This is a genomic window from Nocardia sp. bgisy134 (assembly GCF_965341865.1).
Classification (GTDB): Bacteria; Actinomycetota; Actinomycetes; order Mycobacteriales; family Mycobacteriaceae; genus Nocardia.
Genome location: NZ_CBDQZP010000021.1, coordinates 143,391 through 158,412, shown reverse-complemented (window position 1 = coordinate 158,412; position 15,022 = coordinate 143,391). Strand labels below are relative to the sequence as shown.

The 15,022-nt window shown below is 65.4% G+C and carries 11 protein-coding genes; 7 read left to right on the top strand and 4 right to left on the bottom strand.

The window, feature by feature from the left end:
* Window positions 1–764: 764 nt before the first annotated feature.
* Window positions 765–3,488: a hypothetical protein gene (locus ACRWNM_RS30510; protein WP_431971590.1), complete on the bottom strand. Its 2,724-nt coding sequence runs from the start codon at window positions 3,486–3,488 to the stop codon at window positions 765–767.
* A gap of 374 nt (window positions 3,489–3,862) precedes the next feature.
* Between ACRWNM_RS30510 and ACRWNM_RS30505 the strand changes: the two genes are divergently transcribed.
* On the top strand, window positions 3,863–4,093 hold the full coding sequence (locus tag ACRWNM_RS30505) for a hypothetical protein (protein ID WP_431971589.1): 231 nt from the start codon (window positions 3,863–3,865) through the stop codon (window positions 4,091–4,093).
* A 249-nt stretch (window positions 4,094–4,342) separates the two neighbouring features.
* Here the strand turns inward: ACRWNM_RS30505 and ACRWNM_RS30500 are convergent, their stop codons facing one another.
* Window positions 4,343–4,654, bottom strand: coding sequence for a suppressor of fused domain protein (locus ACRWNM_RS30500; RefSeq protein ID WP_431971595.1), 312 nt, complete (start codon window positions 4,652–4,654; stop codon window positions 4,343–4,345).
* A gap of 671 nt (window positions 4,655–5,325) precedes the next feature.
* Here ACRWNM_RS30500 and ACRWNM_RS30495 point away from each other — a divergent pair.
* The 4 genes from ACRWNM_RS30495 (at window position 5,326) to ACRWNM_RS30480 (ending at window position 8,749) form a co-directional block, all read left to right on the top strand.
* Complete coding sequence (locus tag ACRWNM_RS30495; RefSeq protein WP_431971588.1) at window positions 5,326–6,093, top strand: alpha/beta fold hydrolase; 768 nt, start codon at window positions 5,326–5,328, stop codon at window positions 6,091–6,093.
* A 39-nt stretch (window positions 6,094–6,132) separates the two neighbouring features.
* Window positions 6,133–6,990 carry a helix-turn-helix transcriptional regulator gene (locus tag ACRWNM_RS30490; protein WP_431971587.1) on the top strand — a complete coding sequence of 286 codons (858 nt, stop codon included), beginning with the start codon at window positions 6,133–6,135 and terminating at the stop codon, window positions 6,988–6,990.
* A gap of 65 nt (window positions 6,991–7,055) precedes the next feature.
* On the top strand, window positions 7,056–7,352 hold the full coding sequence (locus tag ACRWNM_RS30485) for a hypothetical protein (RefSeq protein ID WP_431971586.1): 297 nt from the start codon (window positions 7,056–7,058) through the stop codon (window positions 7,350–7,352).
* 203 nt (window positions 7,353–7,555) lie between these two features.
* Complete coding sequence (locus tag ACRWNM_RS30480; protein ID WP_431971585.1) at window positions 7,556–8,749, top strand: cytochrome P450; 1,194 nt, start codon at window positions 7,556–7,558, stop codon at window positions 8,747–8,749.
* Window positions 8,750–8,765: 16 nt separating this feature from the next.
* Here the strand turns inward: ACRWNM_RS30480 and ACRWNM_RS30475 are convergent, their stop codons facing one another.
* Window positions 8,766–9,881 carry a styrene monooxygenase/indole monooxygenase family protein gene (locus tag ACRWNM_RS30475; protein WP_431971584.1) on the bottom strand — a complete coding sequence of 372 codons (1,116 nt, stop codon included), beginning with the start codon at window positions 9,879–9,881 and terminating at the stop codon, window positions 8,766–8,768.
* Window positions 9,882–10,164: 283 nt separating this feature from the next.
* On the opposite strand from ACRWNM_RS30475, the gene ACRWNM_RS30470 reads away from it, so the two are divergent.
* Both ACRWNM_RS30470 and ACRWNM_RS30465 read left to right on the top strand, forming a co-directional pair.
* The gene (locus tag ACRWNM_RS30470; protein WP_431971583.1) at window positions 10,165–12,711 is read left to right on the top strand and encodes a hypothetical protein; all 2,547 of its coding nucleotides are present in this window, start codon (window positions 10,165–10,167) and stop codon (window positions 12,709–12,711) included.
* A gap of 227 nt (window positions 12,712–12,938) precedes the next feature.
* The gene (locus tag ACRWNM_RS30465) at window positions 12,939–13,745 is read left to right on the top strand and encodes an LLM class flavin-dependent oxidoreductase (protein WP_431971582.1); all 807 of its coding nucleotides are present in this window, start codon (window positions 12,939–12,941) and stop codon (window positions 13,743–13,745) included.
* A gap of 196 nt (window positions 13,746–13,941) precedes the next feature.
* Here ACRWNM_RS30465 and ACRWNM_RS30460 read toward each other — a convergent pair whose 3' ends face one another.
* Window positions 13,942–14,949, bottom strand: coding sequence for a fatty acid desaturase family protein (locus tag ACRWNM_RS30460; protein ID WP_431971580.1), 1,008 nt, complete (start codon window positions 14,947–14,949; stop codon window positions 13,942–13,944).
* Window positions 14,950–15,022 lie beyond the last annotated feature (73 nt).

The window sequence follows — 15,022 nt, the reverse complement described above, 5'->3', positions numbered from 1 at the left end:
TTGAATCGGCCGACCCGGTTGGTGGTGGAACCGAGAGAGGAATTCTGAGCTGTTCTTCGCGCTGCTCGGGCGACATGGAGTACGTAGTGCGCACATCTGGCCGGGGTGACATGTCGGTTACGCACTCCTAAAATGCCCGCACGGGGAGGGAGACGACGATGTCACCTCTCCCGACTCCCTACAGCAGCCCTATGATTCGGCGCGGCGAGAGCGCGGAGCGTGGTTGATCGGCTAGGCAGTTGTGGAACAGCTACCGCCGGTCCGCGGAACCTGGACACCGAGGCCAGCGCGGACGGATGTCCCCAGAACGGTCTTCAACCACATTGCCATCACCAAGTCGGTATAAGCATCCTGAAATGCCGATGAGCGAGCGATTGTCCAGTTGGCGAAGACTTCGGATGGTTGGGGCAGTTCAGAGGGCCGGTCGATCAGGGCTCGTCGAGGTCCGATTATGTAGCGATCGCGGCGGATACGGTCATCGCGCAGGGCGGACAAACTCACAGGCATATTCAACGCGCGCAACGAATGCAATGACATTGCGCCGAGAATCCATCCACAAATCGATAGCACGATAGGCCACTTGATCTGCTAGTCATCGCCCTCCAGGAGGCAGGCAGGGTAGATCTGGCGCTACTGGAGCTTGATCGCAGACACGTTTGGTGTCACGATGCAGATCGTCTCGGCGGGGTCATGACTACTGATGCTCTAGTCAGTCCGCATCGGTTAAAGAACGGACATGTGAATCAGAGGCACGGCGGGAAGTCTCAATGCAGGTCATCCCATCCCCAGGGTGCGGCAATGGACCCGTCAGGCTCACGACCGAATCGGTAACGCGCCCAGTGGTCGGACTGAGCCATAAAGAGGTCAATTAATCCCCAAGCGGGCAGACGGGCCACCAGAACTCTATAGGGCTGATCCTCCCCTAGGACGAGGAACTGTTTCAGCAATCGTTCAACAGCACCTTCCCAGCTTGTGAGGTCTGTGACGGAACGGGCCGCGCGCTCTGCCACTGTCGACAGCTGCTGGCATTGTCCAGCCATGTGCAGGGCATGTAGCAGCTCGGACACACCAACCGGAGAGCTCAGGTTGGTTTGCTCGGCGATGCGATCAGCTAACGCGGTCAGGCGATCAGGAGTCGCCACATCACGTAGAGTTGTCAGCAGCTCAGCGGCGATTTCAGGGCGATCGACCTTCACCTCAAGCGGGGCTCGTTGCACCAGGGATATGACATCGCCAGTATATTCATCGAAGCGTTGCGCTGAATCCAAGATGCCGACAACATCGACCGGGAAATGTATAAGCATATCAATTCCGGTTCGTGATATTTCCCCTGATTCAATTCTCCCCAGCACTTCGATCAGGTCATCGTTATTATCGTGTCTTGGATAGAAGTCGCTTGTTTTGTGTTCCAAATGGTCCGCAGCTGCCAGTAGGTTGCCGCCGGCCGGAGAGGTGATGTGGTCGACGATAGCGTTCGCTGCGGTGACCTGCTCAGCACGCCGCAGCGCATCGCAAACTGCTCTTACAGCCCGGGCAGGTTGGGTAATTGACATTACTTCAGAAAGCTGAAGGAATGGCGAATTCTCGACCATGTGAAGTAGGTCGTACGCCGGTTCGGATCGTTCCTCGCGATCCGGTTTCCATGGCGGATGGCACTCAACGACTCGTCGAGCGAGCAGTGCCAGCTGCACCGTTTGCCCGGTTTGCCTGAGTGCGTCGATGATGGTTGCCAGCCTTGGCGCTGGTATCGGGCTTGTTTCGGTTGCCACACGATTCGAGAGAACGCTCAGCTGATCGCCCATACCGCCGCGACTGAGCGCTTTCATCAATGAGGCGACGGCGTCGGTGTTGGCAAGCGTCAGTTCAGATATCTTGTTCCCGATCCTTTGCAAGGATGCGCGTTTGGAGCATATTTCTTGAGGTATTTCCGGCATTCGGGAGCGGTGGTCGGTAGATCGGTGGAGTTCTTTTATCCATTCCTCGGGCCGGGTATCGCCTGGGTGCAGATTGGACAGTTCTTCTATCAACCGTATGCTGGCCATGGGATCGCCGCCTTCGGTCGCGGTTTTCCAAAGCTGGGCGGCATCGCGGTACAAGCCGCGCTCCCAGGCGGCGTGGCCGAGGGCGGTGAGGTCAGCAGCACAGGCGTGGTCGGCGACCGCGTCCCAGAACCCTGTCGGCGGTATGCAGTCGGCACGGTGAATGCGACCGTGTTGGTCGAGGTATTCGGCCAGCTCATATCGCGGACCTGCATCGTTGGCTGAAAGGTGCCCGCGACGACGGGATCCGGTGCGACGGGGCGGGATCGGGGTGAGCGGTCCGGGTAGCCCGCGGGCAGGTTTCCTGAGTTCTTCCAGGTCTCTGGTCAGCCACTCGTCATCAAGTGCGCCGACCGCGATGTAGTCGGGGGAAGCGTCGCGTAGCAGGCCGATCGAGATACAGTTGGAATGCCCCAGACGGCGAGCGTCCATCGCAATCTCGATGATTCCCTGAACCGATTCGGTGCCGTATTCGTAGCGTCTCAGCAGCTCCGGCGCCCCGGCCAGGTACTGGATGATCCGTCCGGACACCGCCTTTTCTCTTGCTTCCGCCAGTCGCGGATCATCGCCCGCCAGCCGATCCAGCTCTTCCAGGTCCTCGCCGGTGAAGGCGTCAGCGACCCGGATCAATCGCTCCTCCAGCAGCTGGTGTGCCTGCGGGTGCTTGTCACTGGACAAGATCTCGTAATGCTTTGGCCACAGCGTGGCTAAGATCAGAACCGGCTTCAACCCCGTACCGCGAAGCAGCTTACGAAGCTCGACTGCAACCGGTTCACCGGTATCACCGTCGCGGGTATCGAGGTACCTTTGCGCTTCGTTGAGCCACACCACGGTACGGGGTTGCAGGTTCGGTAGCTCGCTCAGGAAAGCGTTGCGGTCCAACGGATGCCACAACCGCCACCTCCGGTGACCACGCAGCCGCCGCAGTGCTTCCCATATCGCCCGGGTCTTGCCCGTGGACGAGCCACCGAGAAGCACCGCCATCTCATTGCAGCCCGCTATAGCCCGCCCGACCACCTCATCGAGCTCGTCATCATGCTTGCGAAGCACATATACCGGAAGTTCCCCAGCGAACGCGCGGGTTGTGGTGATCGAACGGCGCACCTCCAGTTCGAACGGATCGTTCACCTCGGTCAACGGCCGCAAATGCGGTATCACCTGACTCGTCCGCCTATAGGCGGCCTGCCAGTCGGCCCCGGTCTTCGCCCACGAACCCGGCGCATCGAGCTCAACCAGCGTCTGCAACACCGGCCCCAGCAGCCGCCAACTCGGCCAGGAAACCCCATTCACCCAGTTGTGCAGCGCCCCCCTTGTCGGCGACCCGTCCTTGACACGCTCAAGGATCTGGTCGTAGCTCAGGCCCGAACGCGCCTTGAGTTCACGGAGAGCGGCGTGGAACTCGGTCTTGGAGTTGATCAACGCCAACTCGATCGGTTTCAAGCCGCTCACCCGTCCCTCCCGAGGCCCAGCTGTTCAATCCTGTTCAATCTTTCGCCGACCACACTAGACCCGTGACTCTTCGAGCAGGCATCGCCGAAATCTGGCAGAAGATAATGACTTTGAACGGTCCCAGCGGCAACCGTCACTGTCATGGCTCCCCACCTCGCGACCGTGACCGCCGCGGTCGACCCAGTCCGGCTCGGCCACCGCACACCTGCCCGTGCAGAGATCACCCGACAGCGCAGCTCTGTCCACAACGAGTTCCACACAGCATGTGAGTTGTTCGCGTACTGGCGCTCCAGGCAGATCCCTACGGTAGGTATGGCGGTGATGGGGTGAGGAAGACAGCAGCTGCCGCAGCCCTGGGCGGTACCAGTTCCGGTGTGACGCTGTTGGTCACCGCCCACGGATCCCCCTCGGCCGTGACACTGATCCTTGCAACCGTCGTCGCGGTCATTGCGTTAACTGTGATCGTCATCGTGTGCGGAGTGCTGTGCCTGGCTCGCAAGGCCATGAAGGACGCCGACGTCCCAGACCGCATCAAGATCCTGAAATCGGTCCTGGACGCCCTCGTAACTCTCGGGCGAGGACCCCACCAGCAGCACAGGCGCTAGATTCTGTGCCGACGTGTCAAAAATCTCCAATTCAATCCACCGCCACGGCCGTGCACACACCTCTCCCTGTTGCTCGTCCCACCTTGAGGTTGCCATCCCCATTCGCGTCGAAGTGCCGTTGACCTGACCCCTGTGGTTCGGTCCGGGACCGATCGACGGGGTCCCGTCAATTGCAGCGAGTCCACGCGACCGAACGGTAATGCCGCCTATCGCGCGGTCACGAACGTCCGCTTCTGCCGAATTGCGTGCTTACAAAAGTGAGGCGCGGTGGGGGTCCAGGGTGTCCACCGCGTGGGCCTCGAGGAGGTCTTCGAGTACAGGGGTTCCCTCCGTCACGGCATACCGATGTTCGGCAGGGGTGATAGGGACCAGCCAAAGAAGTTGTACACGCTGACCATCGGGGAGTTCGCACCATTCGAGGCGCGGACCCCACGGATAGGGCAGGTTGACCATGAAGCCCTCGGCGGTCGAGTCTCCCATCCAGGGTCGCCCGAGGTTGATCAGACGGCCTGGATGTAGCGGATGATGAGTCGTCGCATGATGGTGGGCGATGACCGCCAGCGATTCGACGTGCTCGGGCGTTTCCTCCGAGGACTGGGATGATGAATTCCACCGGTTGACCGCGATCGACCTCGAACGCTCCGATCGAGATGTAGATCCAGCCTTCGCCCGGGCTGGACGGTGCCAGTCTGCGTACGACGGTGCGAGTCTGCGTACGTGGACCGGGGCAGGACGTCCTCGCTCGGCGCCCGATCTTCCACTGGAAGTCCTCGACCGCGCGATCGGGCCAGAACCGTCGGAGGTGGAGATCGACGGTGTGGTAGTCGTGTTCTCGCGGGTAGTCGCTGTCGGTGGTCACCAGGATGTTCTACCTCGGCGTGATCACGAACGTCCGGCGACGAACATCGGCTCCTGCCGTTGGGCGCGCGGTCAACGAACGAGACCCGTTGCTGCTCGAGACATCCGGTCTTGCCAAGTTTCGCGCATCGACCTGGAGTCGGCCACGATCTCAACCGTGATCGGCGATTACGAAGAATCCAGGTCAACTACAAGTGGTAGTAGACATCGCGTGACCTCGTTTGTAGCATCGTCCCCAGTCTTCGCACGGTGAAGTGCCGAGGCACGTCGCGACTCTGAATCGCGTTGGGGAAGAACGGAAGGGGGCAGAGAGCGCATGAACAATTCAGCGAACTCTTCGGCGATACCAGCAAGGCTCAGCAGGAGCGGTTCAGGTGAACCACTTCTGCTGCTACACGCATTCACGCAGACATGGCTGGGGTGGGGTGATCAACGAGTTGTCCAACGAATTCGACATGGTCGCACCGACCCTGCCGTTCCACTGGGGAGGCCCCGTCGGCGACCGGCCACTGACTGTGGCCGCAGGAGCCGATCATGTCGAAGCACTGATGAACGAGACCGGCTGGGAGACAGCGCACATCGCCGGAAATTCTCTGGGCGGGTGGATGGCACTCGAGCTCGCCCGGCGTGGCCGCGCACGCAGCGTGACTGCCATCGCCTCGGCGGGACTATGGCAGCGCGGCAGCCGCCACGCCGACCGGCTCCGGCTGAAGTTCCAGCTCAGCGCATACCTCGCTCCGCTGTCGCGCGGTTTCGCGAATCCGACACTGGCCGCCATCGGCAAAGCCACCACGATGCGCGTGCTCTGCCACCGGCCAGGGCTCGTCGCGCCCGATCTGGCTGCGATTGCCCTGCAATCGGCTGGATACTGCACCGCGCGCGACATCAACGCAATCTGGCCGACCGACACCGCGCTGGAGATGCTCGACCAGATCACCACACCGACCACAATCGTCTTCAGCGCGCGTGACCGCGTGGCCCCGCCCCCTCGCTTCGGTGCGCAACTGGTCACGCCTTCAGCCAGCCGTCGGGTGGTCATGCTGCCCGATGTGGGGCACGTACCGATGCTCGAGGCTCCCGGCAGAGTGGCTGCCGAAATCCGCCGCACAGCGACAGAACCAGTTGTCGACACCGCCCGTTGAGGTCGGCAGCCAGCAGGGTTACCGACCGAACGCACTATTTTGCCGCTGATCGCGTGGGCTGCTCCGGGCCTTGAGAGTGCAGAGGCGGCCCCGCTCGCCGGGGTCAGCGTGGACTACTACAGCCGCCTCGAGCAGGGACGCAATATCAACGTCTCCGACGAGGTCCTCGACGCCGTGGCCCGCGCCCTGCGCCTGGACGAGGTCGAGCGCTCCTATCTGTTCCAGATCGCCCGGGCGAATCCGCGGCGCGTCCGGCGCCGGACTCCGGCGCGAGTGCAGCGGGTCCGTCCCGGGATCCGCCGCATCCTCGAGACGCTCGACGACGTGATGCCTGCCTTCGTCTTCGGCCGCCGCATGGACATCCTCGCCGCCAACCGTCTCGCCCGGGCGCTGATCACCGACTTCGAGGCGCTCCCGCCCCGGGACCGAAATATGTTGCGCTACACCTTCCTCGACGAGTCCGCCCGCGAGCTGTACCTCGATTGGGAAGAGGTCGCCCGGGACAACGTCGCGGTCCTGCGCTTGGACGCCGGGCGTCACCCGGACGACCCGCTGCTGGCCGAACTCGTCGGCGAATTGGCGGTCAAGAGCCCGCAATTCCGGCGCTGGTGGGCCGACCACAACGTCCGCGAACGCAGTCACGGCAGCAAGCGCTACCACCATCCCCTCGTCGGTGATCTCACCATCGACTACGAAAGCGTCTCGCTACCAGGCGATCCCGACCAGACGCTGTGCATCTACACCGCCGAGGCGGGCTCGGCGTCGGAGACCGCACTGCGGCTGCTCGCCGCGTGGACCGGGTCGCAGGCTCCGCCCTTGAACCCGGGGACCGGCGGTTCCGATGCGGAACACCCCCGTGCGCGGCATGCTGAACGGTTGGACACCGAGGAACGCTGATATTCAGGGCTCGAGTAGTCCGGAAGACTCGAGCAACCTCAGTGGGCGATCCCAACGTATCGAGAGTGATCGTCGATACCGGTGACCAGCTTGCATTCCCGAACGTCAGCCAGGAACACAAATACCTCAACAGGGGCCGCGGCGAAAGTTATCAGTCGGGCCGTCGCGGCGCCGGCTCGCCTCATGAATCCTTGACAGCCCCACCGATCTGCCCCAGCAGCGTCGTGCTCACCTCGATGAACCACTCAGGCGGCGTGTTCGAAGATGGGCAGACCATGCGAATCCCGTTGTGGCGCAGCCTGAGCGAGGTCCATACCTGCAGGTCATCCGCTGCTACCGATGCCGATGGCATACCTAAGTGATCATCCTGTGTGTCGATCGCCAACGCGATCGGGACTCATGTCGCGCTGGTGCACGGCAGGACCGGACGACTGCGGTGTTCGGCGGTCCCGTGTCGAGTTCGCCCGATCGCCGAATTCGCCTCTACTGTGGGAGTCGCGCATTGACCACGCGTCGAAACGACATTACGGCCACGAATATGATTGGCGTGCAACATGGTTCGCCCATGGGTGCCGATGGCGAGCGGGTATTGCTGTACTCCCCGGAGTTCGCGGCCGATCCGCATCGAGCCTACCGGGACATGCGGGCCCGCTATGGTTCGCTCGCGCCGGTGGAGTTGGCGCCGGGCGTGCCCGCGACGCTGGTGCTCAGTTATCGCACCGCGGTGCACATTCTGCATGATCCGCAGCACTTCCCGGCCGACCCGCGCACGTGGCAGTCGAAGGTCTCCGCCGACTGCTCGGTGCTGCCGGTGCTGGAATGGCGGCCCAACGCGATGCGCAGCGCGGGCGCCGAGCATGCCCGCTACCGGGAGGCCAACACCGCGGCCATCAATGCCGTGGACCTGCACGCCCTGCACGCCACGGTGGAGCGGATCGCGGTCCCGCTGATCAACACCTTCTGTACGGCGGGCAGCGCCGAGTTGGTCTCGCAGTACGCGTTTCCGCTCGCATTCGAGGTGATCAACGTCCTGCTGGGGTGCCCACCGGAGATCGGGCAGGAGGTCGCCGCCGCGACCGCAGCGGTCTTCGACGGCGTCGACGCCGAAGTGGGCAACCGCATGCTCAGCGCGGCGTTGCTGCGGTTGCTCGAACTCAAGCGCGCCGAACCGGGCGAGGACATCACCACCCGCCTGCTCCAGCATCCGGCCCAGCTCGACGACGCCGAGGTCATCCACCAGCTCGTCGTGCTCTACGGTGCGGGAATCGAGCCGCTGCAGAACCTGATCATCAACAGTCTCGTGCTGATCCTGTCCGACGACCGTTTCGGTGGCAACGTTCTCGGTGGGAGCCTGTCCACCCGCGATGCGTTGGACGAAGTGCTGTTCGCCGACCCGCCGATGGCCAACTTCTCCGTCACCTACCCGCGCCAGCCGATCCTGATCGACGATGTGTGGCTACCAGCCCACCATCCGGTCGTCATCAGCTTCGCTGCGTGCAACAACGATCCGGCGATCAGCGCCGAGAATCGCAACGGCAACCGATCGCATCTGGCGTGGGGCGCCGGACCGCACGCCTGTCCGGCGCGCAGCCCGGCCTACTTGATCGCCCAGGACGCGATCGACCAGCTGTTGGACGCGTTGCCGGAGCTGCGGCCCGCGGTACCGGTGCCGGAATTGACCTGGCGGCCAGGGCCTTTCCATCGTGCCCTGACCGCGCTACCGGTCGTCTTCCCCGCGACCCCGCCTTGGCAGCAGTAAACCGGCGCCACGACATTCAGGACGGGGCGCCTGCCGCGAACTGCGCCAGATTCGACGGCCGCGCGAAGGCGGCGGCGAACGCGTCGGCCAGCGTCGAGTCGTGCTGCGCGGCCAGCATCATCTCCTGCATCGCCGGAGGTGGGTCGAGCACCGTCGCGGTCCACCGCGCCGCGGGATGCGCCACGGCCGAAAGCCACGGCGCTGCTGTCCATTCCATCCAATCCCGGTCGTAGGGGCCGCCGGGATGGTGCAGGATCGCTTCCGCGTAGCGGATCGCGCACTGCACCGCATTGTTGGCGCCCTGCGCGCCGCCCGGGTCCATCCGGCAGACGACGTCGCCGCCGCCGAGCACCGGCCTGCCCGAGGGCAGGGTGCCGACCGGCCTGCGCATGACGGGCCTCACGGCGCCGACCAGCGTCGCTCCGGCGTCGGTCAGCTCGGCATCGCGATACCGTTCGGCGAGCTCGGCGGGCAGGTGCTGGTCGATGAGCTGCTTGGCCTGCCGCAATCGTTGCGTCGGCGTGCCGAGCTGGTCGAAGACGTCGAGGGCGCCGCCGGGCCGCGCCTCGAAAAGCACGATCTCGCAGCGTCGCTCCTGGCCAGGCCGTCCGGTCAGTCCGGGGTAGGAGATCACTTCACCGTGCTCGGGCAGCGCGGTGTAGCAGCCGAGGTGGTGCGGCTCGGGCCGGACGCCGTCGAGGTACAGCACCGCGAGCCGCCGCTGCGGCTCGGCGGGCACGGTCCACGCCGGATCGTTCTCGAAACAGGCGGCGAGTTCGGGCGCCGCGCGGGTCACCACGGTCAGGTCGTAGTCGGCGGCGGCGCGGTCGACTTCCGTCACCGACGGGGCGGCGACGCGCAGATCGCCGCCCGCGGACAGGAATTCGTCCAGCCATCGTGCGAAGACGGTCCGCTGGTCCACGCTTTGCGCCGGGCGGGTGAAGCGTCCGGCCCAGGCCGCCACCGCCGTGCGATCGACGGCCATGGTGAACCGGATGCCCTCGATGTTCGGCGCGCTCGTCCGCCAGAAGCCCAGCCCCGCATCCGATTCGAGATCGAGCGTCGGCGAGAATTTGACCTGCGTGCTGGTCACCGTGCCCGCGAGAATCGCTTCGGCATCGCGATCGGTCACCAGTGTGACCGCGCTACTGCCGCGCAAGAGGCAATAAGCGAGAGGTAACCCGCATTCGCCCGCTCCGAGTACCTGTATCCGTTCCGCCATGGTGTCCTTTCGGTCGTGAGATCGACTGCGGCGATAGCGAAATCGTCGAGGAATAGGTGATTGCGGCACATCGGTAGACACGGGCCGGGCCGCCCGAGCACCCCGGCATGCTGCGGGTGGGCGCCGGTTCCCGCCCCGACTGCCTGCTCGTGCCCGGATTTTCCGGCACGCGACCCGACTACACTGCACTGCTGTGTCGGTAAGACGTTCGTCGGGGTCGGGCCTCCCGCCAGCGGCCACCAGCGATTTCGTCGGCCGCGCACGTGAGCTGGAGAAGATCGGGATGTTACTGCTCGGTCCCACTCGCCTGATCACGCTGATCGGCGCGGGCGGCATCGGCAAGACCCGGCTGGCGACGGAGGCCGTGCACCGGTTCCACAGGGCGCGGCGGGTGCCGGTGCACTGGGTGCGGCTGGCCCTCCTGTCCAGGGACGCCGACGTGGCGGCGGTGGAAGAGCAGGTCGCGCGGTCGCTGATCGACGCGGACTTCTCCGGACGGTCGGCATGGGAGGCGATGCTCGACACCCTCCAGCGCCGCGACGCGGTCGGACGCGCCTTGCAGACCATCCTGGTGATGGACAATTGCGAGCACGTCTTGGACGGTGCGGGCCGGGTGATCGCCGACTTGCTCGACGCGGCGCCCGGGCTCACCGTGCTGGCCACCAGCCGCGAGGCTATCGGCTGGATCGACGAGCAACTCGTGCCCGTGCCCGCACTGTCCACCGAACAAGCGCTGACCTTGTTCCGTGGACGCGCAGAACTGACCGGGCACACGATCGCCGACGACGATGCCGAGATGGCCGCCGCGATCTGCAGGCACGTGCACAACCACCCTCTCTACATCCGGCTGGCCGCCGCGCGCCTGCTACGCCAGCCGCTGGCGATGATCCTGCGTGACCTCACCGGAGAGGCGAGCGATCGGCGGCTGCGCTGGTCGCACGGCCCCCGGGTCGGCGCCGACCAACGGCATCAGGGCATTCGCGACGTCATCGCCTGGTCGTATGACCTGTGCCGGCACAAGGAGCGGCTGCTATTGGAGCGGCTGTCGGTCTTCGCGGCCGGTTACGACGTCGACCACGAGGACGCGGCCCTGCCCGGTCCGGACGTCGGCGCCGATCTGGAGGCGATCGGAGCGGTCTGCGCCGACGACGACCCCGACGGCTTGGCCCACGCCGAGATCGAGGACCTGCTGGAGCGCCTGGCGGACCAATCGCTGGTCTCGGTCCACCTGACCGCGACCACGGTGCGCTACTCGCTGCTGGAGAGCGTTCGGGTGTTCGCCCAGCAACGCCTACGCGAACGCGGTGCGGAGTTCGACCGTTCGGCCCGCAGGCACCGTCGGTACTACCACGACAAAGTCGTTGCGGCGCAGGTCGAATGGTTCGGCCCGACCGAGCAGGATTTGCTGGACTGGGCACAGGCGGCCTGGGACAACCTGCTGTGCGCCATCGAGGGCAGTCTCGGCACGCCGGGCGAGGCCGCGGTGGGCTTGGAGATCGCGGTCGGGCTCATCGCGCTGCGCAGCCCGTTCTTCACCGGCTCGTTGCGCGAGCCGCGCCACTGGGCGGAGCGCACCCTCGCTGCCAGCCGACGCCTCGATCCACAGCCTGTCCAGTTGCAGATCTCGGCGATGGCGCTGATCGGGTGGATCAGCATGTGCCAAGGCGTCCATGACGATGCCACGCGCATGCTCGACGAGTGCGTCGCCACCTGCGTGCCGGACCCCGCCACCCGTTCCGAGTGGCGAGAGCACCCCGAACGCGATTTCGATCTGCCCGCCATTGTCGAATTCGCCAGGGGCAGTGAACTGATGCTGGTGTGCCTAGACGTGCGCGCGATTCCCGTCCTGGCCCGCGCCCGAACGAAATTTGCCGCGCAGGGCGATCGCGGCGGCGCCGCGATGAGCGAACTGTTCGAGGCGCTGGCCGCCGCTTTCCTCGGCACGCCGACCCAGGCACTGGAGACCGCACGGCAGCATATGAAAAACGCGGAGCGGTCCGGTGCGCGGTGGGCCACGTCGTGGGCCGAACTTGCCTGGGCGATCGCGCTGACCAAACACGGTGACCCGAACGAGGCTCTCGCCGTGGGGCGTACGACGCTGACCGACCAGCTCGCCATGCGCGATCAATGGGGCGCCACGTGGGCCATCCATCTCCGCGCGTGGTCGCTGGCGCGCCTGATCACCGACGCGGCCGACAAGCGATCGGACGTCGTGACCGGATGGGCGCGTGATATCGCCCGTCTCGTCGGGGGCGCCGCCAGACTGCGGCACAAACTCGGGGTGGACATCGGCAATCTTCGGCCGTTCGCGACCGAGACCGACGCCGCCGTGGCAGCTGCTCGCGAAGTTCTCGGCGCGTCGGCCTTCACGGTGGCCGAGCGGGAGGGCGCGCTGCTGCGGCCCGAGCTCGGCGAGGTGGCGCAGCTGGCGCTGGGCCGCCTGTCGCTGGACCGTCTGCCGGTCGACCACCCGGTCCGGCGGGAGCGACCCTCGCGCTGGCAGGAGCTGTCGACGGCGGAACAGGACGTGGCCGTCCTGGCCGCGGCGGGCTGGACCAACACCGCGATCGCCGCTAGGCGTGGCAGCTCCTTCAAAACCGTGGACGCCCAGATGGCCGCGATCCTGCACAAACTGATGATCGGCTCGCGGGAAGATATCCGCGCTCTGGTGCCCGCCGACCGGCGCAGCCAGGTGATCGAGGAAGCCGCGCGCAAGCCGCAGCGCACCCGGCGCTCGTGACACCGCGAAGTGGGTTGGGCTGAAGCCTCATAACGTCTGCTCCTGTGTGGTGAACGCCGTGCCGAATACAGGGCGTTCGCAGGAGCGTGCACGCGATCTCGGATGCACCGGTGAATTTCGGGTCCAACCCTCGTCGATATCTCTGGATGTACCGGAGGAGATGATCATGGGCCTTCCCTCAGGAGTGGCTGCCAGGTGATCTCGTCGACGCAGAGAGGAATCCAGGCATGACGAGACCGTTTCGATTCGGGGTCGTTGCCCCGCTCAGAACTGACCTGCCGACGTGGCGAGATCGCGTGCGCCGCATCGCCGACAGCGGCTACTCGACGCTGCTGGTGCCCGACTTCCCACAGATGCAACCGGCGCCCGGTCCCATGCTGGCCACCGTCGCGGCTCTGACCGACCTGCGCGTGGGCACGTGGGTGTACGCCTCTCCGCTACGCCCGGCCTGGCTGACGGCGTGGGAAGCGCACTCGCTGTCGCTGCTGACCGAGGGTCGCTTCGAGATGGGCATCGGCACCGGTAGACCGGGAATCGAGGACGAGCTGCGCGACAAGGGACTGCCCGTTGTACCGCCGCCGAACGAGCGGCTGGCACAGGTACGTGAGACCGTCAGGACGCTGCGAGAACTCGACGGCCCCGACCTGCACACGCCCGTGGCGATGGCCGTACTCGGTCCGAAGGCGCGGGCGTTGGCGGCCGAGGTCGCAGACACGGTCACCTTCGCGCTGGGGGATCAGCCGCGGAGCGAAGTCGAGCGGCTGGCACGCGACTTCCACACCATCGGGGACGTCGAGCTCGCGCTCGCCGTGCCGGTTATCGGTGACACTGTCGCGCCGCACATGGCGCGCCCCGACACCGACCCTGCTGCGCTTCGCGCGGCGGACGCACTGACCGTACTTCCGGACGATCCGGCGGCCGCCGCCGAGGAAATCCAGCGGCGACGGGAGGAGATCGGCTTCTCCTATTTCATTTTCGGCGCCGACTTCGCCGACAGGTTCGCTCCGGTCGTAGCCGAGCTCGCCGGACGGTAGTCGGGCGTCGATGACGCGAGCCTCGCGGCACGGCTCGAATACGCGCCCTGGCGACGCCGTCGTCTTGGCACCCCAACATCCGCTCACGCCGCCTATCGCGCGATCCTGAACGTCCGCTGCTGCCGACGAGCGGACGCCAGCACCGCGGCTGCCGACGCCCCGGTGTGTCCGGGGCGTCGTGATGCCCAGCTTGTGTTCAGCGATTGTGTTGTGGCGCACCGGCACCCGGGTGTCGATCGGGAGTGCGCAGAGGAGCGCCGACGTGGTGCAGGTGTCTCAGCGCCTCGCGGTAAGAGGAGATCAGGCCAGTTTCGTGGTAGGGCACGCCGATTTCGGTGCAGTAGTCGCGGACGATCACCTGGGCGTGACGCAGGTTCGGCGTGGGCATGCTCGGGAACAAATGATGCTCGATCTGATAGTTGAGCCCGCCGAGGGCGAGGTCGGTCAACGCGCCACCCCGCACGTTGCGGGAGGTCAGCACCTGGCGACGGAGGTAGTCGGGGCGGTCGTCGCCGGTCAAGGTTGGCATGCCCTTGTGGTTCGGGGCGAAGATACAGCCCATGTACAGGCCGAAGAGGCCCTGGTGGACAGCAAAGAACGCGAAGGCTTTGTCGGCGGGCAGAACCGCGAACAGTGCGGCCGAGTAGGTGGCGAAGTGGCCGAACAGCAGTGCGCCCTCCAATCCGCGATGTTTGACCGATCGATTTCTGAGCGCACGTACGCCGGCCACATGGAGGTTCAGGCCCTCCAGCAACAGGAGGGGAAAGAACAGGAACGCCTGCGCTCTCCCGATGAGACGAGCCAGACCGCGGCTGGACCGTGCCTGCTGTTGTGACCAGACCAGAATGTCGGGCGCGACATCGGGGTCGAGTTCCTCGTGGTTCGGGTTGGCGTGATGCCGGGTGTGCTTGTCCTGCCACCAGCCGTAGCCCAGGCCGATGCCGGCGTTGCCGACGAGTCGTCCCACCAGCTCCGTCGGCTGCCGTAGCCGGAAGACTTGGCGGTGCGCGACATCATGCATGACGAGTGCGATTTGAGCGAACGTCACGGCCATGAACCCCGCGACCAGCAGCGTCCACCACGAATCTCCGATGAGGACGAACGCCGCCCAGCCGGCTGCGAACGCGACCCCGACGACGCTGAGCCGGATGGCGTAGTAGACGGGACGCCGGTTCATCAGCCCCGCGTCGGAGATCCGGCGCAACAGACGGGCGTAATCACCGTCAGCACCGCGTCGCGGTGACTGTGACTCGGGGACCAGGGCAGGTGTCGTCATA

Coding starts and splice junctions, on each gene's coding strand:
- ACRWNM_RS30480 (WP_431971585.1), top strand. CDS start 7,556: ATGGGTGCCGATGGCGAGCGGGTATTGCTGTACTCCCCGGAGTTCGCG.
- ACRWNM_RS30465 (WP_431971582.1), top strand. CDS start 12,939: ATGACGAGACCGTTTCGATTCGGGGTCGTTGCCCCGCTCAGAACTGAC.